Origin of the sequence: Candidatus Methanoplasma termitum, assembly GCF_000800805.1 — an archaeon.
Lineage (GTDB): Archaea > Thermoplasmatota > Thermoplasmata > Methanomassiliicoccales > Methanomethylophilaceae > Methanoplasma > Methanoplasma termitum.
The window spans coordinates 989,103-1,013,312 of sequence record NZ_CP010070.1 but is presented as its reverse complement, the minus strand read 5'-3'; the positions used below and the strand labels follow the sequence as shown (position 1 = coordinate 1,013,312).

19 protein-coding genes and 1 tRNA gene are annotated in these 24,210 nt (G+C 51.5%); 12 read left to right on the top strand and 8 right to left on the bottom strand.

Annotated elements, in window-relative coordinates; genetic code table 11:
- The first annotated feature begins 47 nt into the window (after positions 1 to 47).
- The gene (locus Mpt1_RS07725; RefSeq protein ID WP_158386769.1) at positions 48 to 191 is read left to right on the top strand and encodes a hypothetical protein; all 144 of its coding nucleotides are present in this window, start codon (positions 48 to 50) and stop codon (positions 189 to 191) included.
- A gap of 111 nt (positions 192 to 302) precedes the next feature.
- Here Mpt1_RS07725 and Mpt1_RS07720 read toward each other — a convergent pair whose 3' ends face one another.
- Positions 303 to 440, bottom strand: coding sequence for a hypothetical protein (locus Mpt1_RS07720; RefSeq protein ID WP_158386767.1), 138 nt, complete (start codon positions 438 to 440; stop codon positions 303 to 305).
- On the bottom strand, positions 437 to 685 hold the full coding sequence (locus Mpt1_RS04875; protein WP_048112730.1) for a GNAT family N-acetyltransferase: 249 nt from the start codon (positions 683 to 685) through the stop codon (positions 437 to 439). The genes Mpt1_RS07720 and Mpt1_RS04875 overlap by 4 nt, the downstream gene beginning before the upstream one ends.
- Before the next feature lie 348 nt (positions 686 to 1,033).
- Between Mpt1_RS04875 and Mpt1_RS04870 the strand changes: the two genes are divergently transcribed.
- The 7 genes from Mpt1_RS04870 (at position 1,034) to Mpt1_RS04840 (ending at position 8,431) form a co-directional block, all read left to right on the top strand.
- Positions 1,034 to 2,437: a PDDEXK nuclease domain-containing protein gene (locus Mpt1_RS04870; RefSeq protein ID WP_082007255.1), complete on the top strand. Its 1,404-nt coding sequence runs from the start codon at positions 1,034 to 1,036 to the stop codon at positions 2,435 to 2,437.
- Positions 2,438 to 2,543: 106 nt separating this feature from the next.
- Positions 2,544 to 3,338, top strand: coding sequence for a 2-amino-3,7-dideoxy-D-threo-hept-6-ulosonate synthase (locus tag Mpt1_RS04865; RefSeq protein ID WP_048112728.1), 795 nt, complete (start codon positions 2,544 to 2,546; stop codon positions 3,336 to 3,338).
- 47 nt (positions 3,339 to 3,385) lie between these two features.
- Positions 3,386 to 4,696 carry a shikimate dehydrogenase gene (gene aroE, locus Mpt1_RS04860; RefSeq protein ID WP_048112726.1) on the top strand — a complete coding sequence of 437 codons (1,311 nt, stop codon included), beginning with the start codon at positions 3,386 to 3,388 and terminating at the stop codon, positions 4,694 to 4,696.
- Positions 4,693 to 5,529: a shikimate kinase gene (locus tag Mpt1_RS04855; RefSeq protein ID WP_048112723.1), complete on the top strand. Its 837-nt coding sequence runs from the start codon at positions 4,693 to 4,695 to the stop codon at positions 5,527 to 5,529. The genes aroE and Mpt1_RS04855 overlap by 4 nt, the downstream gene beginning before the upstream one ends.
- Complete coding sequence (gene aroA / locus Mpt1_RS04850) at positions 5,526 to 6,785, top strand: 3-phosphoshikimate 1-carboxyvinyltransferase (protein ID WP_048112721.1); 1,260 nt, start codon at positions 5,526 to 5,528, stop codon at positions 6,783 to 6,785. Before Mpt1_RS04855 ends, aroA begins: the two co-directional genes overlap by 4 nt.
- The gene (gene aroC, locus Mpt1_RS04845) at positions 6,785 to 7,852 is read left to right on the top strand and encodes a chorismate synthase (protein WP_048112719.1); all 1,068 of its coding nucleotides are present in this window, start codon (positions 6,785 to 6,787) and stop codon (positions 7,850 to 7,852) included. Before aroA ends, aroC begins: the two co-directional genes overlap by 1 nt.
- A gap of 69 nt (positions 7,853 to 7,921) precedes the next feature.
- Positions 7,922 to 8,431 carry a tetratricopeptide repeat protein gene (locus Mpt1_RS04840; RefSeq protein ID WP_048112717.1) on the top strand — a complete coding sequence of 170 codons (510 nt, stop codon included), beginning with the start codon at positions 7,922 to 7,924 and terminating at the stop codon, positions 8,429 to 8,431.
- 30 nt (positions 8,432 to 8,461) lie between these two features.
- On the opposite strand, the gene Mpt1_RS04835 is transcribed toward Mpt1_RS04840, so the two are convergent.
- From Mpt1_RS04835 to rnhB, 4 genes are all read right to left on the bottom strand, one after another.
- A tRNA-Met gene (locus tag Mpt1_RS04835) sits at positions 8,462 to 8,539 on the bottom strand.
- A 133-nt stretch (positions 8,540 to 8,672) separates the two neighbouring features.
- On the bottom strand, positions 8,673 to 9,653 hold the full coding sequence (locus Mpt1_RS04830; protein ID WP_048112715.1) for a 3'-5' exonuclease: 981 nt from the start codon (positions 9,651 to 9,653) through the stop codon (positions 8,673 to 8,675).
- 18 nt (positions 9,654 to 9,671) lie between these two features.
- Entirely contained in the window at positions 9,672 to 10,004 is a 333-nt protein-coding gene (locus Mpt1_RS04825) for an SCP2 sterol-binding domain-containing protein (RefSeq protein WP_048112713.1), read from the bottom strand.
- 4 nt (positions 10,005 to 10,008) lie between these two features.
- Positions 10,009 to 10,647 carry a ribonuclease HII gene (gene rnhB, locus Mpt1_RS04820; protein WP_048112711.1) on the bottom strand — a complete coding sequence of 213 codons (639 nt, stop codon included), beginning with the start codon at positions 10,645 to 10,647 and terminating at the stop codon, positions 10,009 to 10,011.
- A 92-nt stretch (positions 10,648 to 10,739) separates the two neighbouring features.
- Here rnhB and mptA point away from each other — a divergent pair, with 92 nt between their 5' ends.
- Positions 10,740 to 11,645: a GTP cyclohydrolase MptA gene (gene mptA, locus Mpt1_RS04815; protein WP_048112709.1), complete on the top strand. Its 906-nt coding sequence runs from the start codon at positions 10,740 to 10,742 to the stop codon at positions 11,643 to 11,645.
- Here the strand turns inward: mptA and Mpt1_RS04810 are convergent.
- The gene (locus Mpt1_RS04810; RefSeq protein ID WP_048112707.1) at positions 11,605 to 12,399 is read right to left on the bottom strand and encodes a C15orf41 family protein; all 795 of its coding nucleotides are present in this window, start codon (positions 12,397 to 12,399) and stop codon (positions 11,605 to 11,607) included. The two genes, mptA and Mpt1_RS04810, sit on opposite strands and share 41 nt — an antisense overlap.
- Before the next feature lie 4 nt (positions 12,400 to 12,403).
- On the bottom strand, positions 12,404 to 13,756 hold the full coding sequence (locus Mpt1_RS04805) for an NAD(P)/FAD-dependent oxidoreductase (protein ID WP_048112706.1): 1,353 nt from the start codon (positions 13,754 to 13,756) through the stop codon (positions 12,404 to 12,406).
- A 520-nt stretch (positions 13,757 to 14,276) separates the two neighbouring features.
- Between Mpt1_RS04805 and Mpt1_RS04800 the strand changes: the two genes are divergently transcribed.
- From Mpt1_RS04800 to Mpt1_RS04790, 3 genes are all read left to right on the top strand, one after another.
- The gene (locus Mpt1_RS04800) at positions 14,277 to 22,604 is read left to right on the top strand and encodes a beta strand repeat-containing protein (RefSeq protein ID WP_158386765.1); all 8,328 of its coding nucleotides are present in this window, start codon (positions 14,277 to 14,279) and stop codon (positions 22,602 to 22,604) included.
- Between the two features lie 168 nt (positions 22,605 to 22,772).
- Positions 22,773 to 23,777, top strand: a complete 1,005-nt coding sequence (locus Mpt1_RS04795; RefSeq protein WP_048112702.1) for an archaeosine biosynthesis radical SAM protein RaSEA — start codon at positions 22,773 to 22,775, stop codon at positions 23,775 to 23,777.
- Positions 23,770 to 24,096: a DUF5611 family protein gene (locus Mpt1_RS04790; RefSeq protein WP_048112699.1), complete on the top strand. Its 327-nt coding sequence runs from the start codon at positions 23,770 to 23,772 to the stop codon at positions 24,094 to 24,096. The genes Mpt1_RS04795 and Mpt1_RS04790 overlap by 8 nt, the downstream gene beginning before the upstream one ends.
- The last annotated feature ends 114 nt before the right edge of the window (positions 24,097 to 24,210 follow it).

Below are 24,210 nucleotides of genomic sequence, written 5' to 3'. Positions count from 1 at the left end.
CACGTAGTACTCACATTATAAATGGAAAACGAAGAAATCCATTCATTATGATAAAACAAAATCTATCAGAAGAAAAAGAACTGTATGAAAAACTCTGCACGATGGCCAACGACCACAAAGCATACGCCAAAGCAATATTGACGATTGCAGAGGAGCTCAAGGAGTCAGAGGAAGAAATCGCAACTGAATAGATCTACGATTTGCTAGAGGATTACCACACGATGACATTTTTCAAGGTCATATCAAGAGTCGCAAAAGAGATAAGGGAAACAGAAGTAGGTGATTAAGAGAGGTGTGGCCTCTCACTTCTCCCTTCTCTTCTTCCTTCTATCAGACAAAGCGGAGATCACCAATGCACCCCCTATCAACACTACTACGACGACAACGTTCTCCCAGCCCGTGGCCCCGCCGAACATCACGTCGCATGAGAACAGGATCATGATAACTTCTTCGCCGCAAAACTGCACGAGGGTACGATCTTCAACCCTTTTTTATTTGCATACTTCACGGCCGCATCCAGGAGAATTTCCCCAAGCCCCTTCCCTCTGAACTCCGGTTCTACGACCGTATGTTGGATATCCAAAGACCCGCCGTATATTTCGTAGGTAAGGTATCCTCCCTTCTTCCCGTCCGCATAAAGGTCGAACCTGCCGCGTCCCTCATCGTGCTTTACCGATGTCTCCATGCTGCGGAATCGCATTATGATATATTTCTGTGTTCAAGCCGAGCCTGTTCTCTTCTCGGTAACTGCCTCCGAGAATCCATTTTTTTGAACAGATCCTGTACTTTCGGTACTTTCGGACACCTCCCCCTGGAGAGATTAAATACTATCTCCGCCGTGTATCATCAATCGGCACGGAAACAGTTCAAAAAAAACGGATCTGCGATAATCTCTTCGGAGTATTTTGATCGCGACCGGAGCTGTGGGAAGCGACACTGCCGATGAACCTGATGAGTTTCCCGGTACAGACCCCAAAACGAAGGGGTATGAGGTGTAACAATGAGTGTTAACAATATACCGGGGGCGGCGTGAATGGAAGAAAGAAAAGTACAATTGTTCGAGGGCAAGCGCATTCGTACAGTTTGGAAAGAGGATGAACAGGAGTGGTACCTTTCGGTTGTCGATGTGGTAGAAGCGTTAACGGGGACAGACGATCCCCGGCGTTATTGGAGCGATTTGAAGCGCAGACTAAAGGCCGAAGGAGGTCAACCGTACGAAAAAATCGTACAGTTGAAACTGCTTGCCGATGATGGAAAGATGCGTTTAACCGACGTCGTAGATGCTGAGCACACTCTGCTTATAATTCAACAAATACGGTCTCAAAAAACAGAGCAGTTCAAACAGTGGCTGGCACAGTTCAGTAAGCGTGATATTTCCGACAATCAGATTGTAAAAAAAGAGGCGTTCACGCATGAAAACGGAAGAAATATCAGGATCCGTCTGAATTCCGACTTTGATGAGATGATTTCCATCATAGATCGTGCAAGGGAGAACACCTTCAGAATGGTGAACCGTGAGCTCATAAATCTATACTGGAACATCGGCATGTACGTCAGCAATAAAGTCAAGAACGGAGAATGGGGAAAGTCTGTCGTAAAGGAATTTTCCGAGCATATTCAAGTCAAAAGGCCGGAGATCAAAGGCTTTTCTCCGCAGAACATTTGGCGCATGAAACAACTTTATGAGACCTACAAAGACAACGAAAAACTCTCATCACTGCTGAGAGAATTAAGCTGGACCCTTAACACGAAGATCCTCGGATGCAAGACAGATGAAGAACGCGAGTTCTATATGCAGTTGGCGATCAGCAACAATTATTCCTCCAGAGAGTTGGAACGGCAGGTCGAAAGCCACATGTTCGAACGCACTTTGATATCAGGCGAGATCAACAAACCGCTCGTCTCGAAGAATACCGGTCTGACGATCTTCCGCGACGGTTATGTTCTCGATTTTCTCGATCTTCCCGAACGCCATAGCGAGAAAGACATAAGGAAGGCGATCGTTGCGAACATGCGCGATTTCATTTTGGAGCTCGGGACGGATTTTACATTTGTCGGGGAGGAATACCGCATACGCGTTGGGAACACAGACTTCTACATCGATCTTCTGTTCTATAACCGCAGGCTCTCGTGCCTTGTCGCGGTCGAACTGAAGATCACCGACTTCAAACCCGAGCACATGGGGCAGCTCGAGTTCTATCTGGAGGCTCTCGACCGCAAGGTAAAAAAGCCCGATGAGAACCCGAGTGTCGGGCTGATAATCTGCGCGGGGAAAGACGAAGCCGTCGTTGAGTATTCATTAAGCCGCAGCATGTCCCCGGCGCTTGTCGCCGCATATCAATTATGTCTGCCGGATAAGTCTTTGCTTGAGAACAGGCTTAGGGAATTGAGGGACCTGAGGGGTCTCGAAGAACAGGACGGTGATGATATCGGCTGAGTCTAAAGGGCAGAGCTGAACACCGGTCTTCCTATGCGACAAATCTATATCTATTCCGAATCTGATGACCGACACAAAGGCCTTAACGGCCTAAAAAGGGAATAATATGTACGGAAAAAGTATCAGAATGGAGAGGATGATCGACAGGAAGACCGGGAACAGCGTAATCGTTCCGATGGATCACGGCGTGTCGATCGGACCCGTGGACGGCCTCATAGATATGAGAAAGACCGTTGATGATGTGGCTAAAGGCGGAGCGACCGCCGTTCTCATGCACAAAGGACTGATCCGCTTCAGCCACCGTACTTTCGGGAACGACATCGGCCTGATACTGCACCTTTCCGCTTCCACCGACGTCGGTGTGACATCAAGGAGCAAGATACTCGTTGCGAGCGTCGAAGAGGCGCTGAAGATCGGTGCGGACGGAGTGTCCGTTCACATAAACGTCGGTGCGGAATCCGAATCTGATATGTTGTATGATGTAGGCGTCATCTCGGAACAGTGCGCAGAATGGGGAATGCCCTTCTTTGTTATGGCATATCCCCGCGGACCGAGCATAAAGGACTCGTACGACCCCAAGATGGTGGCGCATGCGGCAAGGGTGGCGACCGAATTGGGCGCCGATATCGTGAAATGCAGCTATACCGGGGACATGAAGTCATTCGAAAAAGTAGTGGAAGGGGCTTTGGCGCCGGTTGTTATAGCAGGCGGCCCTAAGATGAATTCGGACCTCGATGTTCTGAACATGGTCTACGATTCCCTGCAGGCGGGAGGAAAAGGAGTGTCCATCGGAAGGAATGTGTTCCAGCATAAGAACGTGGAAATGATGACCCGTGCGATATCCGACATAGTCCTAAAGGGGGCTACAGTCAAAGAGGCATACAAGCTGATAAAAGGATAAATGAAGACAGTTCATTATATTGGTAGTCTATACCAACGGATGATAGCATGAAGATCTGTGCCTCCCTCAGTTCCGTCTCGGACATCGAACTTATCAAAAAAGCAGATATGGCAGAGGTAAGAATGGATCTTCTCGGTCATGTTCCCGACATCAAGGGTAAGGAACTCATCGTCACATTCAGAGGAACTCCGGATCTGACCGTTCTGCCCAAAGGGTTCAAGGGGATGATCGACGTTGGGGAATACGACGTGCCGGATGTGGATGTCGATGTGATATCGTCATTCCACGATCATGAGTCCACCCCTTCGGCTGAAAAGATAATATCCCTTCTGAAAAAGCAAAAAGGGGATGTCAAAAAAGGCGCTTTCAAGGTCAATTCGTTCACGGACCTGAAAAGTATCTACGATGCGTCAAAGCAGATAAAGGAAAGGCACGTCCTTCTCGGAATGGGAGGGCTCGGAACGGTTACCAGGATAAGACAGGACATTCTCGGCAATCTTTTCACTTTCGCATATGTCGGAGAGCCCACCGCTCCCGGACAGCTGAGCCTCGATGAGATGCACGGCCTCGGCGACGATCCTATGATAGTGGGCATATTGGGCAATCCGTTGGAGAAGAGTCTGTCTCCGAAGATGCACAATGCCGTCATGAAAAAGAAAGGCGTCAAGGGAATTTACCTGAAGTTCGAGGCCGATGACCTTAAGCACGTCAAAGATGCGGTCAGGGATTACAACATCAGAGGAATGAATGTGACGATCCCTTACAAATCGGCAATACTGGAACATCTGGATCATTATGATGAGGATGTCGGATCGATAGGTGCGGCCAACACCGTTGTGAACGAGAAAGGGGTACTGAAAGGGTACAACACCGATATGATCGGAATAGAGAAGGCCATGAAGGTCGCCGGCTTTGAACCGAAGGGGAAGAGAGCCCTCATCATGGGGTCGGGAGGCGCCGCACGCGCCTGTTCCTATACCCTGAAGAAAAGAGGGTGCGAGGTCACGATCGCAGGAAGGAACGAAGGTACTTCCCGTTCGATATGCAGGGATATAGGCTGCGAATACAAAGCGAACACCTCGGTCGCACTGATGTTGTACGATCTGATCGTCAACTGCACGCCCGTCGGAATGTACGGCGACGGCGATTATCCGGTGAACACATGTCAAATAACAAGGCATCACACGGTTTTCGATATGGTCTACGGCGTTGAGACCCCCCTGATAAAAAGGGCAAGAGTAAGGGAGGCCGTCATCGTATCGGGAGAGGATATGCTTGCGGCGCAGGGTGCGGCATCGCTTGAATTGTGGACAGGGAAAAAGAATCTGTTCAAACCAATGAGGGAGGCTCTAAGATGATAGGAAAGGGGACATCCTACGGCGCTGTCAGCGTGATCAACGCAATGCCTTGCGGAATAGGCTCAACGATCGGAATAACACTGAGAACGACCGCTGTCTTCAACCCATGCGGCCAGACAAGGGATGTCGGTATATCGAACGACCCGTCAGAGAACAAAGAGATGGCGAGGATATGCGTCGCAGAGGCATACAAGGCCATGGGAATGGAAGAACCTGAAGGCTGGCTGTTGAACATTTCCTCCGAGATACCGATATCGCGCGGATTGAAGAGCTCGAGTTCCGCCTGCAATGCGATATTATCGTCAGTTCTGCTGGCGGAAAGGTTCGATATGGAGAAGGTCGATAAGATAAGACTCGGAGTGAACTGTGCCAGGAAAGCAAAGGTCACCGTCACAGGCGCATTCGACGACGCCTGCGGGTGCGATCTCGGAGGCCTTGTGATAACGGATAACCGCAAGGACACGATACTTTTCCATGAGGATATCGGAGAATATGATGTATTGATATACTCGCCAAAAAATAAAATAAAGAAAACGGGACTTCCTCTGGAAGAACTGAGAAAATTATCTTCCAGATCTGAAAAACTGGTGGAATTGGCGAAGACTGATCCGTTCAAAGCAATGACCGAGAACGGAAGGATGATCGCCGCTGTTTCCGGAATAGACAACACGATCGCGGAGATCGCACTGGAGAACGGTGCGCTGGGGGCGGGAGTGTCGGGCTCCGGACCGGCTGTCGCCATGATCCTGGAGAAAGGAGATGCGGAGAACTTTGTGGAAAGGAGCGGCCTGATCGGACTAATCAGTTCCGGAACAAGGGGGGTGCAGGAATGATGATGTCATTCGGCAAAGCGGTACTGAAAGGAACGCTCAGTCCTCCCCCATCGAAAAGCCATACGCATAGGGCGTTCTTTCTCTCGGCAATGGCGGACGGGGAGAGCAGGATCACCAACTGTCTGATCTCCGATGATACGAAAGCGACCCTCGGGGCAGCGGAGTCCATGGGCGCCTCGGTCAGCGTGAAAGGGAAAGAAGTTATCATCTCCGGGGGAAAACTTCACGCACCGAAAAGAACGGTCGATGCGGATAATTCCGGGACCACTATACGCCTGTTCACAGGCATTGTCTCGATGTTCGACGAATGGGTGACCCTCACGGGGGACGCATCGCTCAGGAAAAGGCCTATGGGTCCTCTCCTCGACGCATTGAGCCAGATGGGTGTGGAATGCCGTTCCGACAACGGAAGACCTCCAGTGGAAATAAGGGGGGCTAACAAAGGCGGAAAAGTAACGATAAACGGAGGCATAAGTTCTCAATTCATCACGTCCCTTCTGATCACTTCCCCTATGCTTTCCCATGACACAGAGATAATAATAGAAGGCAAAATGGTGTCCGAACCATACATCGATGTTACGACTCATATCATGAGTCTCTTCGGAGTGAAAGTGGAAAGGAACAAGAACATCATGAAGGTCAAAGGCGGGACGGGCTACCGCCCCTATGACTACACTGTTCCGGCGGATTTCTCGTCTGCGGCGTTCCCGCTCGTCGCGGGAGCGTTGGGCGGTCAGGTGACAGTGAAGGGGTTATGTATGGACGATCCTCAGGGGGACAGGGTCATCATCGACATCCTGAAGAGAGTTGGCGCAGATGTTTCAGTGGGCAAGGATTCGGTGACGGTTAAGAAAAAGGAGCTCAAAGCTATCGACGTAGACATAGGCGGATGCCCCGACCTGTTCCCGATATTGGCCGTGCTTCTCAGCACTGCGTCGGGGACCAGCAGATTGTACGGTGCGCCCCAGCTCAAGTTCAAAGAGAGCGACCGCATTCAATCCACCGTGAACATGCTGAGAGCGATCGGTGCGGAGGCCGAAGGCACTGACAACGGATGCATCATCAAAGGAAAGAAAAAATTGGCAGGGGGAAGCGTTGTGACCTTAGGGGACCACCGTATCATGATGGCGGGGGCGGTAGCGTCCTTATTATGCGACGGCGCAGTGACCGTCGACAACGCGGAATGCTGTTCCGTCTCATATCCGGAATTCCCGGAGCACATGAGGTCGCTGGGAATGAAAGTCGAGGTGCCGTGATGTACAAACTCGGAGACTCGATCGTGTACACACTATATGGCGAGAGCCATGCCGAGTACATCGGAGGTTATCTGGAAGGGATCCCGAAGGGAATGAAGATCGACATCGAACAAATAAACAAGGATCTGGCACTGCGGAAACCGTCTGCCGGGATAGGCACCCCGAGGAAGGAACCGGACGAGGTCGAATTCCTGTCCGGCTTGGACAACGGAAAGGCCACCGGCGAAAAGATACACTACAGGATAAAGAACACAAACACCGACAGTTCCAAGTACGATATATTCAACAGGACGCCCCGTCCGGGGCATGCAGACCTGCCTGCGCTGATAAAGTTCCCGGGACACAAGATCAAAGGCGGGAATCAGTTCTCCGGGAGGCTCACGGTGTCGGTCGTCGTCGCAGGGAGCATTGCGAGGCAGTTCATCGCTCAATACGGGATCAACGTAGGCGCGTTCACAAGATCCATAGGGAATGTGAGGGACGAGGAAGAAAGGACATTTGAAGATACGGTCCGATCAAAAGACAATCCCACAAGAGCGGCAACAAAAGAACTCGATTCTCTAATGAACCGGGAGGTGTTGGAGGCCTCCGCGGAAGAGGACAGCGTCGGAGGTGTGGTCGAATGTATAACGACAGGCCTTCCGATCGGATTCGGCGGAACATGGTTCGGATCCCTTGACGCTGAGATCGCAAGAGCGGTGTTCGCGATCCCCGCTTGCAAGGGGGTCGAGTTCGGGAGGGGATTCGAGCTGACGAAGATGAAAGGATCCGAAAGCAACGACCCCTTTTACTATGAGAACGGAGTGAGGCTCCGCACGAACAATATGGGAGGGATACTCGGAGGAATGAGCGACGGCGCCCCGATGGTGTTCCGCGCAGCGTTCAAGCCCACCCCGTCGATAGGGAAAGAACAGGACACGATCGATCTCAAAACGAAGAGCGACGCCAAGGTCGTCGTCAAGGGAAGGCACGACCCGTGCATAGTGCCGAGAGCCGTGGTTGTCGTTGAAAGCGTCACCTGCCTTGTTATTGCGGACGAGATCAAAAAAGAGAAACTCGCAAAATAAGATGCCGTTTTCAAAAAACAGCAGATTTTAAAGGAAAGAGATTTAAAAGAGTCTATCTTTCTGCATGTCATGGCAGACGACTCGGACAAAAAGATCATGGCCGGAATGAAGGCAATGGACGAGGGAGACTTCAAAAAAGCATATTCACACTTCAAGAAACTTGCTGAGGAATACCCGAAGAACGCTGAGATATGGTATTACAAAGCGGAATGTGCGAATTACGCCTCGGGCATGTTCGGTGCCAAGGTCTCGACCGAAGAGATCATGGACGCTTACAAGAAAGCGATCGAATTGGATGGGGACAAGGTTGATTATTATCAGTCCTACGGTTCATTCTGCATCTCCGTCAACAAGTACGATGAAGCCGAGAAAGCATACAACGAGGCCGCACAGATAGACGAATCCCTGGAATCATCGCTCTATTCGGAGTTCGCCATCGAGTATTTCAACAATGTCATGGCAACCTACGGGGAGATAATGGAGGACCCGAAAGCAAGGGCGCCGTACGCAAAGAAAGCTCTCGAGTACATGCTCAAAGCGCTGGAAATAACTCCCGAAGAAGCAAAGAGCCTGCTCTGAAGGCTCGATCTTTTCCAATTTTATATAATGTGGTAGCGAGGGGTCGATTTGAACGACCGGTCTCCGGGTTATGAGCCCGACGGGATATCCTGGCTACCCCACCTCGCTGTTAAACACGATTACTGTTATTTAGTATAAAAACTTTCACTGCAGATAAAGAAGGAATGTCGGGGGTCGAAACGATGTTCGGATCAGACCTTCGGATCATGAAAAAAAGTGTTGCTGGAACATGGGAACGATATCACGATCCGGATCCGGGACGGCCCCCGTCCCTATCGTGCTTAACGGCATTCTTCCAGAGTTCTCTCATCCTTTCCATTTCCGACCGGATGTTCCCGTTGCTCATGGATCCGAGTATCTCTTTGTCGGTCATCCTGATGATCTCCTTCCCGCTCTTGGAGAACTGGACCCTTCTGTTGTCGAATATCGCTCCTATGGATACATGTATATCCGCTGAATCCATGTCCTCGGTCATCCTTCCCGAATTGAAAAGGACCCTGGTACCGATCTCGCTTACTGTGTCCAGCCGCTTTGACCACATTTCCTTTGATACGGAGACGGTCAGGCCCTCCATGCCATTTGCGAACGAACCCACAGACCTCTTTGAGAACAGCATTCTTAATTCCTCGACCCGGTCCTCGTGATCGAGCGCCGCTTCCGCATCCGCGGTACTTACCAAGGTATCATTGAACGTTTCCATCAGCATCATGAATTTTTCTTCCCCTTCGATCTCGAATATCTTTTTCGGGATATGCAGGCAGCCGACCGCATCATCGACCGCCATGTGGTTCTTGAACTCGGCGCCGCTCCATTCTTTGGTATCGGAGAGGGCAAAACGATCGTTCCCCGTATATCTCTTGAAGATCGGCTGCGTATCGAACACATTTATCTCCGGGGTCGCCAAATTGTTCTTTCTGCACTCTCTTCCCAAGAACTTCAGATCGCTTATCGCCGAATGGGCGAATATCATTTGGTCGGGACGCTCCAAGAGCTCTTTTATTTTCGGATATACTTCGATGAACTTCGGAGAATACTTGAAATCGTCCATCGTCCAGCCGAATTTCCTCTCTATGAATCTCCCGATCTTCTTCGGTTTGATCGTAATGTCTTCTTTCGAGATGATATTGAAGTTCTCGTCGGCTATCGCATAGCCGAAAGCGCATATGTCCGAAGTGTTATGGAAGGTATCCGCGCACTCGATGTCGAAAGCTAAGTATCTCATAGTGCCCCCGTTATTATTTCAGAAGAACTTCTTCAGGAACATCAGGTCCTGTATCTTCCCTTTTATGGAGATCTTCTTTGTGATGTATGCTTTCATCGGCCTCAGAGTGCCGTCTATAAGCCCCTGGAGGCTCTCCGGCGTTGTTATCATAGTGACATCCGCCTCATCAAGCATCTGCGGTTTGAAGTCGCTGATCCGAGCATTCTCCAATTTCATTGAATAGTATTCCGTTCCGAGGTCGATGTTGATCGTTTTTTTGAGAGGCCTTACCTCTTCCCTTGCCTGCTCATCCTTATCCATCCTGCTGTGGAATTTGTCAATGAGTGTCTGTATCGAAGGTTCCATGCTCATGTTCTCACCAATCGCTGATCCTCGTGTTCTTCGACAGGGTCATCAGGTTCCTCACCGGCTCCCACGAGCAGCGCGTATATGGTGGGGGACAACCGTTATCTTTTATCCATTTTTCTATGAACTCCATCGTGAAGTGGTCGCTCGGGTACCCGCTTCCGATGTTCTTCCCCAGCTCTTTTTTGATGTCGACGATCATCCGATCTCTGGTGACCTTTGCTATTATCGATGCCGCAGAAACTATCGGGAAGATATCATCGGCTTTGTGTCTGGCTATTATTTCCGGACCCTTCATCTTCCTGCCCATTTCTGTTGAAAAGCCGGCTTCGTTAGTATCCGGGCAGTCTGCGTACACCTCGGAGACAGGGAACTTTGAGCAGGCTTCGACGAACATTTCCAATTCGATATCGTTCAGCGACATCTCTTTCCGCTTTTCGTCTATTCCCGCAGCGGAAATCATGACGATGTTCACTTCGTATTTTTTCGTTATGAGTTCGAACAGATGCTCCCTTGTCTTCGGGGGCAGCTTCTTTGAATCCTTTACTCCCATCTTTACGAGTTCGTCATCCGAGTCTGAATATACCGCTCCGACCACCAACGGGCCCAGTACGGAACCCCTCCCCGCCTCGTCGACACCGCATCTCATATTATCCCGAACACATCGCAATATGATATTCGTTGCTCCTACGCATTTAGTTGTAACTCTATACTTTTTAAGTAAGAACGTTATTAAGCCCCATGGCTTTGAAATGTGATGTACAATACCGTAAGGGGGACACATGGTCCAAACTGACGAAGGTCGGGGTGACCGGCGTCAGGAAACCGGTGGCGGTGAAAAGGTACGGTGCGAACAGCGCTCTCAACGGAGCGCTGAATTGTTCCATCGATATTTTTGTGGATCTTCCCGCGGAGCAGAAAGGTTCGCACCTGTCCAGGAATGTGGAGGTGCTCAACGAGGTCGTCGAGGAGAGCCTGAAGGTCCCGGTGACAGGCCTCGAGAACATGGCCAGCGACATTTGCAAGAAGCTGCTGGCACATCACGAATATGCTAAGACGGCCCATGTGGACATCAGTGCGGAATATTTCAGAGAAAGCAGGACCCCGTTCGGAAGAGGGACGCTGGAGATATACAAACTCCTTGCGAGCGGTTCCGCCGTGAGGGGGAAAGGCATAAGGAAGACCATCGGCGTCGAGGTCATAGGCATGACGGCATGCCCCTGCGCACAGCAGACCGTGACCGAGATGATATCCTGCGGCAACGAGAACCCTGTGATGTCACATAACCAGAGGAATGTCTGCACGGCGCTGTTCACAATGAACGACGATATCGACATCGAAGCGGACGAGATAATAGATCTTGTTCAAGGCGCATTCTCGTCGCCCACATACGAGCTTTTGAAAAGAGATGATGAAGGACAAGTGGTGATCAACGCCCACAAGAACCCGAGGTTCGTGGAGGATGTGGTCAGGAATGTCCTGGAATTCGTTGTGGAGCGATTCAAAGAACTTCCGGACGACGTCCTGATAACGGTGAAAAGCGAGTCTGAGGAATCCATCCATAAACATAATGCGTTTGCCGAAAGGACGACCACGTTGGAAGAGCTCAGGGCCGAGTACAATAAAGGCACGTCTCGTCGCCGCTGAAGGGCTCAAGTTTCTTCTCAAGGACGGTTATATCCGAAACATAAACATTCGGGGGCCATTCGAGATCGTAAAGGCATCCCGTCCAATATATGACAAGGCCGGGACCGAACAGATTTGTGTACGGAATTAGCTGCTTTCTCGAATTGTATCTGAACTCTACATTGTCCCCGAAGGACGCTTTGCTTTCTATCCAGCAGATCTTCTTCCCGTCGTACACCATCGGTCTGTCCAGAAGACAGTCCGGTGTTTTCACGCCCTCTCCTCCGCGGAGGTCGCATTCTGTCTTGTAAGTTATCCCTTGGCCGTCAAGCCACTCGTGGAGAAGCCCTTCCCCCCACAGACCCCTCTCCGCATGCCTGTCGTTGGCTTCCGGAGAATAGACCAGATCGTTCTTGACAACCTCCCGGACCTCTTCGGCGGTCTGCGGGCTCTCAAGCATTTCGGGATGCTTTATGAAATCCCAGAACTGCTTCCTGTTGGCGCCGTCCTCTTGGAATATCATCATTGCGGTCAAGATGGGAGGGAACTTGTATTTGTCGGATATCTCCATCAGCGTCTTCCCTTTCTTCCATTCCCTCAGCATGTATGGGGCCTTATCTTTAATGAAATGGAATCTTTTCTTCACGTCCCTGCTTATCTTTTGAGTGTAAAGCGTCTCCAGCAGCCTTCGGTCGTAGCCTTTTTCGAGGAGTATCTCTATGTCCCCGGGTTTGTTCAGAGAATCGTAGAGCTTCTTGTACACATCATATTCCATTCTATCACTGAGCCTCGAAATTCTTACAAAGGTCCTCGACCGCCGAGACGATGACGTCCTTGACCATCGATGTGGGAGGACAATATGCGTTCTCCGAACGGATGAGGAAATCCTCTGCCGTCATCTTTGAGATTATGGCGGAAGTAAGCCAGTTGATCCTGCCCGTGGTGCCCTCTCCGGCGATTATCTGTGCTCCTATCAGCCGGTGCGTCGCCGCATCGGCGATGATCTTCACCTTCATCTTCTTCGCCCCGGGGTAATATCTGGCGCGCGTAAGGCCCTCCGCCTTTCCGTAAACGGTGGGCACTTTGTACCAGGCGGCCAACCCCGTCGACAGTCCCGTGCCTGCGATCTCGACATCCCCCATGACGCTCACCCACGGGCTTGCCACGGGCCCGTAAAGAGCCTTGCCGCCGGCGGCGTTTATGCCGGCGACCCTTCCCTGCCTGACCGCGGACGATCCGAGCTGGCTCATCGCAGGGCCCGGAACGACCGCCGATTCGCATTGTATGACGTCGCCCGCAAGATAAATGTCCTCTATAAGTTCCCCCTTTCTGTAAGGATTAAGCGAAGGCGACACGACGACCCCTCCGAGCTGCCCGATATCGAATCCCAATTGTTTGGGGATGTCGACATTCGATCTTATGCCGGTAGCGAAAATGACCAGCTCGCACGGATATACGGTATTCCCGGCGGTCACGCCGCTCACTTTCTCCGAGCCGTTGACCGATTGCACCGGCGTACTGAGCACGAACTTGATCCCTTTGCCCTCAAGGTATTCCCGCATTACATCGGCCATGTCCTTGTCCGCCATACGGGGCATTATCTGATCGAACATCTCGATGACGGTGACATCCTTCCCGAGATGCGACAGGGCCAAAGCGGTCTCCAGACCTATGACCCCCGCGCCGCATACCACGGCCTTTTTGATTTTTTTTGTGTACGATTGAATATCCTTTCCGTCCCGGATGGTCCTTACGATGAACACTCCCTTCAGGTCCGTTCCTTTTATCGGCGGTATGAAGACCTTTCCGCCGGTGGCTATGACCAAAGAATCGTATCTGTACGTTCTCCCGCCTGCGGTGACCGTTCTTGCGGAATCGTCCACGGACTCTACTTTGGTCTGGGTGAGAACATCTATTTTCTTCTTGGCCGAATAGTGATCTGGAGTATGCATCACCGCACTGTCCCAAGATACCTTTCCCTCGATCGCCCAAGGTATCACGCATGATGAGTACGCTATGTCCGTATCCTCGGTAATGACTGTTATTTTTGAATTCGGGTCGGTCCTTCTGGCGGTGGAAGCCGCGGTCATTCCGGCGCCGCCCGAACCTATGACGATTATCTCTCTACCCATCGGCCTACCTATCCATTGGATTGAGAGGTCTCTTAATAATCTTTCCTTGAGACTTAAAATGAAAAAATCGACAGGCCGTTGTCTCGGAGGAATTCGTCCTACGCATAACCTGTGTTCCGATGCAGTGCGTCTTTACACGGGTCGGAAAAGGTTGTGTAAAACGGACACTGCAACTGAATTACGGGCGGATGTCAGAGGAGATCCGAAACCATCTTTTGCGGTGAGCAATGCGGTCAGTCCCTCATATTTCTATATGTTCTATATATTATGGTGCACATGCTGGCAGCGATTGTATATTATATATGTTACTTAGTATGATATTGATACTACGAAACTTCATATATCAGTTTAGAAATGTGCATGATAGAACAAAAAGTTGCATATGGATAACTTTATGCAGGCACCATAGGGGAGGATGGTGAGGCCGATAGGGGGCCTCATCGTGTGCGTTACAAGCATCCTTTCTTCATGGGATGCACCATCTTTGTGTGCAATTTTTCATGTAATAGGGGAGAAGGAAATGAGACTTAATCTGGGAAGGAGCGGACGCGGTTCAGCTCTGGTGATTTTGGCTGCAATGCTCGTATTGTCAGGAGTGTTTGTGGCGATAACGATAGAAGATAAAGATTTGGAAGAAACGTTGGCTACGCCGCCAACGACAGACTACACGATAAACCTCAATTCAATGACCATTTCACCTGCGAATGCAAATGTGACGTTCGCAAATAATATTGTGACATTTGCCGCAGGGGCGAATGGCAGTACATATACAATCACGCAAAACCAACCTGCAACAACAGCTTTGACTAGAGATATAGTATTCCAAACGGGCGTTACTCTCAGTACTGTTGTACTTAGTAATATCAATTTAAGTCAGATCACATCCCCCTCAGTCAGAGACAGCACTATCACTTTACAGGGCACCGCCAACGTCACCCTTTTGTTGGACGGCACGAACACTGTCAAAGCGATACAGGTGTCCCCTACCGCAACAGTTACAATCGATAGTGCAGCAGGCACCGGCATGAAAAGCGGTTCGCTCATTACGTCTGCTACCTCAAACAACGCAGCTATTGGAGGCAACAGTACCGCTGCCACACTGACATATACCATTAACATAAAGGGCGGAACGATAACAGCCACAGCTTCCGGAAACAGCGCAGCCATCGGAGGCGCCGGAGGTCATGCCGGAGGTATAATCAATATTTCCGGCGGCAATGTGACCGCAACCTCTACGGGCACAGGGGCAGGTATCGGAGGCGGCGGAGGAAGTCCGGGCGCCGGAGGCGGCACGATCACGATCAATGGCAATGCCGTGGTGACAGTTAAAATGACCACTTCTAATGGCGGCGCAGCAATCGGAGGTGGAGGATCCAACGTTCTCAACAGTGCCGGAGGCCCAGCCGGTACGATCACGATCGGCGGCAATGCTGTGGTGACAGCAGACAACAGGACCTCAAAATACGGCGCAGGTATCGGAGGCGGCGGTCCAACTAATCAGACAGGCGAAAGCGGTAGCGGAGGTAGCGGCGGCACGATCAAACTCCTTGACAATGCAGTAGTAACAGCGTCTTCTCAGGGTGGGTCAGCCATTGGAGGCGGAGCCGGTGCCTCATCAAACAACGGCGCCGGCACAGCCCTTACTCTTGAACCAGGAGTGACCTTAAAGGCATGGTGTTGGGGCATATATACTACATCACCAAAAGCCATCGGTGCAACCTCTATCACGGGAGGCGGTTATTTTGTAAGTGTTTATGCTAATGATCCCAGCGGACCAGGCGGGTATCAGATCCCCCAGCTTTTTTACACTTACCCCTACTCTCTGAGGATATATTCGGACGCAGGTACCGGCGCATCGATGATGACTTTCCCCGAACTGGGAGCAAACAACAGGCCCTTTGCCTTCCAATTCCCCAATGCCACATCAAGTACGACATATACAATTTATGCAGAAGGAGTGAGAGTGGGAACTCCAATATACACAGCAAAAATAGTCAGCAGCAACAGCGCCTATAACAACAGCCCACAGATCCATACAACAAACTCAAAAACAGGATATGACACATATGCATATACAGGCGACCCCACCGGCGTACCGTTCTTACGCATCAAGTTTGTACAGGATCTCCCCATCAAACTATCATCTGTCAATGAGTTCTATTTGGACATAGACAAGATAGCCGCCTCTCCCCCCGAGTATATACAGACCGATTCCCTGCATATAATGGATACGAGTGTCGACGGAACATATATCGGAACGATCCCGCCCATTCCTGATTACGCGATCCTTGGATACAAATGGGACAGCCCTCCAACGAACGCTACGGATTATACTCCTGTCACCCCCGGTCAGCCATCCAGGACTTATTTGACCGGCGGTGTGAATGACGTAATATACTTTGTGTACAAAGTGCAACCATATGTTCCCACATATGATTACATACTTACAAGCAATAACTCTACTCCCGGTATTAGTTTATACTCCGCATATGAAAGGCTGTTGGACGGCACATGGAGAACGGTCGCACTCGATCAGACGAATGTTCAGCTCGCTGTCGAAGCCATCAAAGGCGATGCCGCAGGCCACGACTGTTCGATAACGTTCTGGGGCGACCCGGCTACGAATCCAACAGATCCCGGCACACTGGATATAGGTAGCAACGTTGCCATTACATTCGACGGCGGGGCCTCCGGCAACGATTGGGGCGAGATCACGTTGCATGGAGCAGTTACCGCCACTTCTTACCCAAGCACTGTTGAGCTGAAGAACGGCGTGACGATCAAGAACAATGCAAACATCAAGAACACCTCCGCCGCAGCCAATGCAGCCGTACAGATATCGGTGGGTTCAGGTTCCGTGAACCTTGATAACAGAGGCGGTGTGATCAACGGAGCATCAAAAGGAGTTCTAATACAGTCCGACGCAGTCGTTCATAACGGGAACGGATGGATCAACGGCAGCAATGGCCCAGGTATAGAGGTTAGCGACGGAAGCGTAATGATATACAACGAGAGCGGTGATAATACTATTTTAGGATCCTCTCCAGGCAACATCGAAGGAACATACGGTATCTATGTAGGCGGCGGCAATGGCTGCATCATAGAGAATTCGGGAGATATCAGCGGAACCATTGCAGGTGTGTCCGTTACTGGCGGTATGCCTTCAAAGATAAAGAACCTCAATGGCGGTTCTATCATTGGAAGTACCATCGGTATCAACCTGAGCTGCACAGGAGGTGCGGTGGTGGAAAACAGCGGAACCATAACAGGTCCGACAGGTATCTACAGCTCGCCTTCAACTCAGGCATTGATAACGAACAACGCAGGCGCGACGATCAACGGTACAACTAACGGAATAACAGCAGACAACACTGCGATCTGGCCGGTCACCCTTACGAACAACGGTACTGTCAACGGCAACGTTGTTCTGGGATCCGGTGTGAACACGGTCACGTTCGGAGCACCTACCAGCAAGATCGTCGGCAACTTCGATATGTCAAAATCCGCATCCGGTTCAACGCTGTATTTCAAGGGCAACCCTGACGCATCCTATGTATATTCGACGGTCACCGATATAACGACTATTCCCGCGACCACCGCGGTGTCCTTTGATGTGCCGACAGGCGTAGATACTACAAAAGTACTTGTTCTGATAGATGGAACTCCAGCCGGGCAGGTCAAGCCATATTCGGGTTTGCAATCTCCATACACGATTACTACAAGGTCGGTAACTCCAACCGTTAACGGCGACAACCAGCTAATAGCGGCCGCCGGCAACATTGTAACATTGATAATAACGGGTAACGGTTCGGTCAATGTCACAGGAACAGGCGTCAGCGGGTCGCCGTACGTTGGGCCGGGAACATATCAGATACTTGTTCCGTTCACCACCACGAGTCTGACATTCAGTGCAACCGCCGGAACTGACAATTTCGTCAGTTTCACGAAGACCCCGTCGGGAGGATCCGCCGGAACGCCTGTCAACTACAGCCCGATGACATATGATGTAGGGAATGGTGACACTATCACTGCGGCGTTTGCTAACACGCACTACGATATGACCCTGACCATCGTCGGGAACGGCAATGTCAGTGTGACGGGATTCGCGACGCCGTTCGTCGGACCGAACACGTACACCCTGGCTATACCCGTGGCCTCTGCGAACAGCATTAAGTTCACGGAATCCCACACATCGCCCAACGTCTTCGTCAGTTTCAAGAAGACACCGGCACCGGGAACGACGGACAGCTACAGCCCAGTCACATACTCGATCCTCAACGGCGACACGGTGACGGCGACGTTCGATCCGAATGCCAACACAACGATCAACATGACCCTGACCATCGTCGGGAACGGCAATGTCAGTGTGACGGGATTCGCGACGCCGTTCGTCGGACCGAACACGTACACCCTGGCTATACCCGTGGCCTCTGCGAACAGCATTAAGTTCACGGAATCCCACACATCGCCCAACGTCTTCGTCAGTTTCAAGAAGACACCGGCACCGGGAACGACGGACAGCTACAGCCCAGTCACATACTCGATCCTCAACGGCGACACGGTGACGGCGACGTTCGATCCGAATGCCAACACAACGATCAACATGACCCTGACCATCGTCGGGAACGGCAATGTCAGTGTGACGGGATTCGCGACGCCGTTCGTCGGACCGAACACGTACACCCTGGCTATACCCGTGGCAAATGCCAACGGCGTGACATTCACCGCAGTCGTAGTATCGGACGCCTTCGTCAGTTTCAAGAAGACACCGGCACCGGGAACGACGGATGCCGTCACACCGAAGATCTATGACATATCAAACGGCGACACGGTGACGGCGATGTTCAGTTCAGATGTGTATGATATAACAGTGAATATCACGGGAACCGGCAGCGTCACAGTCACCGGAACGGGATATTCTCAGACAGTCTCAACAACATCGACCATCGCGGTGCCGATCACTGCAGGATACTATCTGAAGTTCGATGCCTCGACAACCGCACCGAACGTCTTCGTCAGCTTCCAGCAGAACAGCGTCACACCGATATCATACAGCAGCCCCACATACTATACGGTGGCTCCCAATGATACGGTCTACGCGGTGTTCAACGCCGATTCCTCGGTCTATTACAACATAACAGTGGATGTCAGCGGACCCGGATCGGTAGCCGTTTCAGACGGAACAACGACGATCGCGACAGTATCGGTCACATCGACGGTGGCCATACCCGTAGCGTCGGGATACAGCCTGACCTTCAAGGCGACGGCGGTATCCCCGGCGGTGTTCGTCAGTTTCAAGCAGAACTCCGGACCCGTATCCTCTGTGAGCCCGACCACTTACACCGTGGCCAACGGCGACACGATATACGCGGTGTTCAACGCCGATTCCTCGGTCTATTACAACATGACCCTGACCATCGTCGGGAACGGCAATGTCAGTGTGACGGGATTCGCGACACCGTTCGTCGGACCGAACACGTACACCCTGGCTATACCCGTGGCAAATGCCAACGGCGTGACATTCACCGCAGTCGTAGTATCGGACGCCTTCGTCAGTTTCAAGAAGACACCGGCACCGGGAACGACGGATGCCGTCACACCGAAGATCTATGACATATCAAACGGCGACACGGTGACGGCGATGTTCAGTTCAGATGTGTATGATATAACAGTGAATATCACGGGAACCGGCAGCGTCACAGTCACCGGAACGGGATATTCTCAGACAGTCTCAACAACATCGACCATCGCGGTGCCGATCACTGCAGGATACTATCTGAAGTTCGATGCCTCGACAACCGCACCGAACGTCTTCGTCAGCTTCCAGCAGAACAGCGTCACACCGATATCATACAGCAGCCCCACATACTATACGGTGGCTCCCAATGATACGGTCTACGCGGTGTTCAACGCCGATTCCTCGGTCTATTACAACATAACAGTGGATGTCAGCGGACCCGGATCGGTAGCCGTTTCAGACGGAACAACGACGATCGCGACAGTATCGGTCACATCGACGGTGGCCATACCCGTAGCGTCGGGATACAGCCTGACCTTCAAGGCGACGGCGGTATCCCCGGCGGTGTTCGTCAGTTTCAAGCAGAACTCCGGACCCGTATCCTCTGTGAGCCCGACCACTTACACCGTGGCCAACGGCGACACGATATACGCGGTGTTCAACGCCGATTCCTCGGTCTATTACAACATAACAGTGGATGTCAGCGGACCCGGATCGGTAGCCGTTTCAGACGGAACAACGACGATCGCGACAGTATCGGTCACATCGACGGTGGCCATACCCGTAGCGTCGGGATACAGCCTGACCTTCAAGGCGACGGCGGTATCCCCGGCGGTGTTCGTCAGTTTCAAGCAGAACTCCGGACCCGTATCCTCTGTGAGCCCGACCACTTACACCGTGGCCAACGGCGACACGATATATGCGGTGTTTGGTGACGCCAACGACTATTATCTGGTCAATGTAATTTTTGATCCAACTATCTCAGATGGAACAGTAATAGTAAATGGAGATGGAACGATATACGGAACTCTCTACAATAGTGGAATAGTCAGTATCCCCAAGATGCATGCTGATGGAACAACACCAATGGCCAATATTGCTCTGACCGGAGCCGATGGAGCCACATACTCCTTCGTATGCTTCGATATCACACCTGTTGGCGGAACAGCATACGACACAAGCTATGCCAGTCCGACAATGGTAGTGGCGGACAACCTGGACGTCACTGCGACATTCATGCTCACCACAGACTTTGTGACTGAGTACAATAGAATCAACGTGGACATCCAGCCCGATGAGGCAGGGTCCGTGACGATCACCGGCGACGACGGCACAGTCTATGGAACTCTGTACCAGGACGGATACGTCAACGTGCCGATATCGGTCGTGAAGATCAGTGTCAGCGCGGCGGACGGCACCATCGGCACAGATGCGTACACCTTCGAATACTTCGAAGAGTCCGGAGCGAAGAGCTACGCCAACCCCACGGGATACACCGCGGCGGACATGACGGTCCTCGCTCAGTTCATCAAGACCACCGACTACGCGACAAAGTACCACAAGATCAACGTGGACATCCAGCCCGATGAGGCAGGGTCCGTGACGATCACCGGCGACGACGGCACAGTCTATGGAACTCTGTACCAGGACGGATACGTCAACGTGCCGATATCGGTCGTGAAGATCAGTGTCAGCGCGGCGGACGGCACCATCGGCACAGATGCGTACACCTTCGAATACTTCGAAGAGTCCGGAGCGAAGAGCTACGCCAACCCCACGGGATACACCGCGGCGGACATGACGGTCCTCGCTCAGTTCATCAAGACCACCGACTACGCGACAAAGTACAACAGGGTCAACATAACCCTTACAGGTCCGGGCGGCATAGACGACGGAAGCGGTTCAACAATGGTAACGGACAGCAACACAGACAATGTGTTCGGAATCCTCTACAAGAGCGGATATGTCAACGTGCCAAAGATAACTGCTACAGTAGACCTCACCGCTTTGGATCCGGAAGGCAACACCTTCACCATCGACACACTGACTCAGTTCGAGAAGTTCGAAGTGACGAGCGACCCTGCCTTGCCTGTAAGCTACGCTAACCCGTTCACGACACCGCTGAAGAACGATATCGATGTAACAGTGTATTTCATCGACAAGTCTGCATACGACTCTCTGTATTACAGGGTGGATGTAGGCATCGAGCCTGACAGAGCCGGAACCTTAAAGATCACCGGCGATGACGGCGTAGTGTATGGCATACTGTACAGGAACGGATATGTCAACGTGGCCCAGACGGTTACAAATGTGACACTCTTCGCGGAAGCCAAGGCCGTCGGTATGCACTTTGACAAATACTGCATAGGTGACCCATATTATACCAACACCAACCCGCTGACCATACCCATAACCGATCTGTTGGTCCAGGGTAACAGCGGTACGGTAACGGCATACTTCGCAGTAACGTCGAAGGTGTACACCATCACCGCTACCGCCGACTCAGGTTCCACCATAAACCCAAGCGGAAGGGTCACAGTTCAGGCAGGCGACAGCAAGTCGTTCACATTCAGGGCGAATGATGGCTACATAATAACTGAAGTAATCATCGATGGCGTGTACTCCCTTTCACAGGCGGAGATCGACAGCGGATCGTACACCTTCCCCAATGTGATGTCCAACCACACCATTGATGTGAAGAGCGCATTCGACACGAATACCAACGACATAACTCTGACGATCAACATCAAGGAAGGAGACGGATACGAGGAATACAGCATAAACGGCGGAAGCTTCACCAGATACACGGGCCCGGTGACCTTACATGTCGGCGACAATGTCGTGGTAAGAGCGTTCGCAGCCGACGGTTACCAATTCGCCAAGTGGGAGACTCCGAGCGTAGTGACAACATCACAGACGACCTTCAGCGACGTCAGAGCTTCCCTGAACCTCGACCTGTACTTCACGACAGGCGATACCGGTGTCATCAGCGGCAACGTTATCTCGTGGCTGATCATCGGCTTACTGATCCTCGTGATCCTGCTGGTGCTGTTCCTGCTGTGGATAAGAGCAGGTCTGTTCCTGACGGTGATGATAGGGGAAGAGTCGGTAAAGGAAGCGGCCATAACCTACGGGGTCGTCAACGATGATGGTAAGACCAAGAACGGCGTAAAGTCATCGAACTCCAGAGGAAAGCTCAGGATACCCGCGAAGAAGAACGCCACTGTCACCATCTCAATGGCTGCCAAGGACGGACACATTGCCGCCGGCCTCCCGATGATCGTAGTGATGGAGAGCAGGAGAGAGCAGAGGGAGATGACCCTAAAGTAAGGTATCCCGGGACGGCCTTCAGAACGCTTATAAACATCTTCAAAAACCACTTACTATCTTTCTTTTCTCGAAGATATAGGTGTTTTATTTTCATTCTCCCCGTGCACAGCGGCATTTTGCTGATAATGATTAATAAAGGATAACCAATCCCAGAAGCAGGCCTGCAACATGAAGGAAAAAAGATCGCCCGCCAATCTTGAGGCATCATGGAAAGAGAAAGATCTCGTTTCCGGCAAAGTATCCGATGCGATGGTAATGATAATGCGCACAAGCGGCTGCTGCTGGGCAAAGACCGGCGGATGCACAATGTGCGGATACAGGCAAGCTTCTCTCAACGTCGTGACAGAGGACGATCTCAACAAACAGATCGATGAAGCATTATTGAAATACAAAGGGGAGCCGTTCGTCAAGATATACACTTCCGGAAGCTTCCTCGATGAGAAAGAGATCCCGATCCCCATAAGGGAGAGGATATTGAAGGAGTTCTCAGGCTGCGAAAGGATACTGTTCGAGAGCCGTCCGGAGTTCGTAAAGAAGGATGTCCTGGCGACGCTGCCGAAGACCGCAACCATCGCTCTGGGTCTTGAGAGTTCAGACCCCGACATCCTCAAGATCTCGATAAACAAAGGATTCACTCCCGAGGACAGCAGAAGAGCCGGTCTGCTCATCAAAGAAGCGGGGTTGAAGGTCAGAACGTATCTCTTGCTCAAACCGCCGTTCCTGACGGAGTCCGCGGCGATAGAGGATGCCGTCCGTTCCGTAAAGTTCGCAGATGAATTCTCGGATGAGATTTCCATAAACCCGCTCAACGTTCAGCGCGGGACGTATGCGGAGAGGCTCTGGAGGGCCGGAGAGCTCAGGGCGCCGTGGATATGGTCCCTCGCAGAGGTCCTCAGGAGATCGTCCGGCAATGTCAATGCGAGGCTCATGTCGTCACCTTCGGGAGGAGGGACGTCAAGGGGGGTGCACAACTGCGGGAACTGCGACAAAGAGATGCTCGATTCGATCGAGAGATTCTCATTCTCGCAGAACATAAAGGATCTCAACACAAAATGCGCCTGCGTAAAAGATTGGCAAACGTATTTGGATTCGGAAAGGATATTAGGTACAGCGGCGGACCTGGAAAGAGGGTTCGACAACGACCTTGCGTTAGGAAGGGAAAGAGATGGTTGAGTACGACGTTAAGAAAGGCTGGCTGAAGAACATAGAAGGGGATCTCCTCGAGAAGATGATGAAGGAGATATTCGGTAATGTATCGAAGAAGGGAGGAGCACTCGTATCTTCGTACGGTGTGCTGGAGACCATTACCGTAAAGCTCGTCGGCAAGGACAAGCTTGATGTCGTCACTGCAAACAAGGACGGAGCGATGTCCGATGCCGACATACTCGACAGCAAGAGAACGCTGAACAAATTCGTCGAGAGAGCGACGGGATTCGACACCAAGGCGCGCATGAAGAGGGCTCAGGCAAAGGCCAAAGAAGGCAAACTCTGAAGCTGCCAAAGGCACGTCCATTTTTGTTCGCGTCCTTGATATGTGTTCCAGCGTGAACACGGGCACACAGCCGCCCGGATCGAATTACTTGACCGAATTAGTTTCTTTATATAA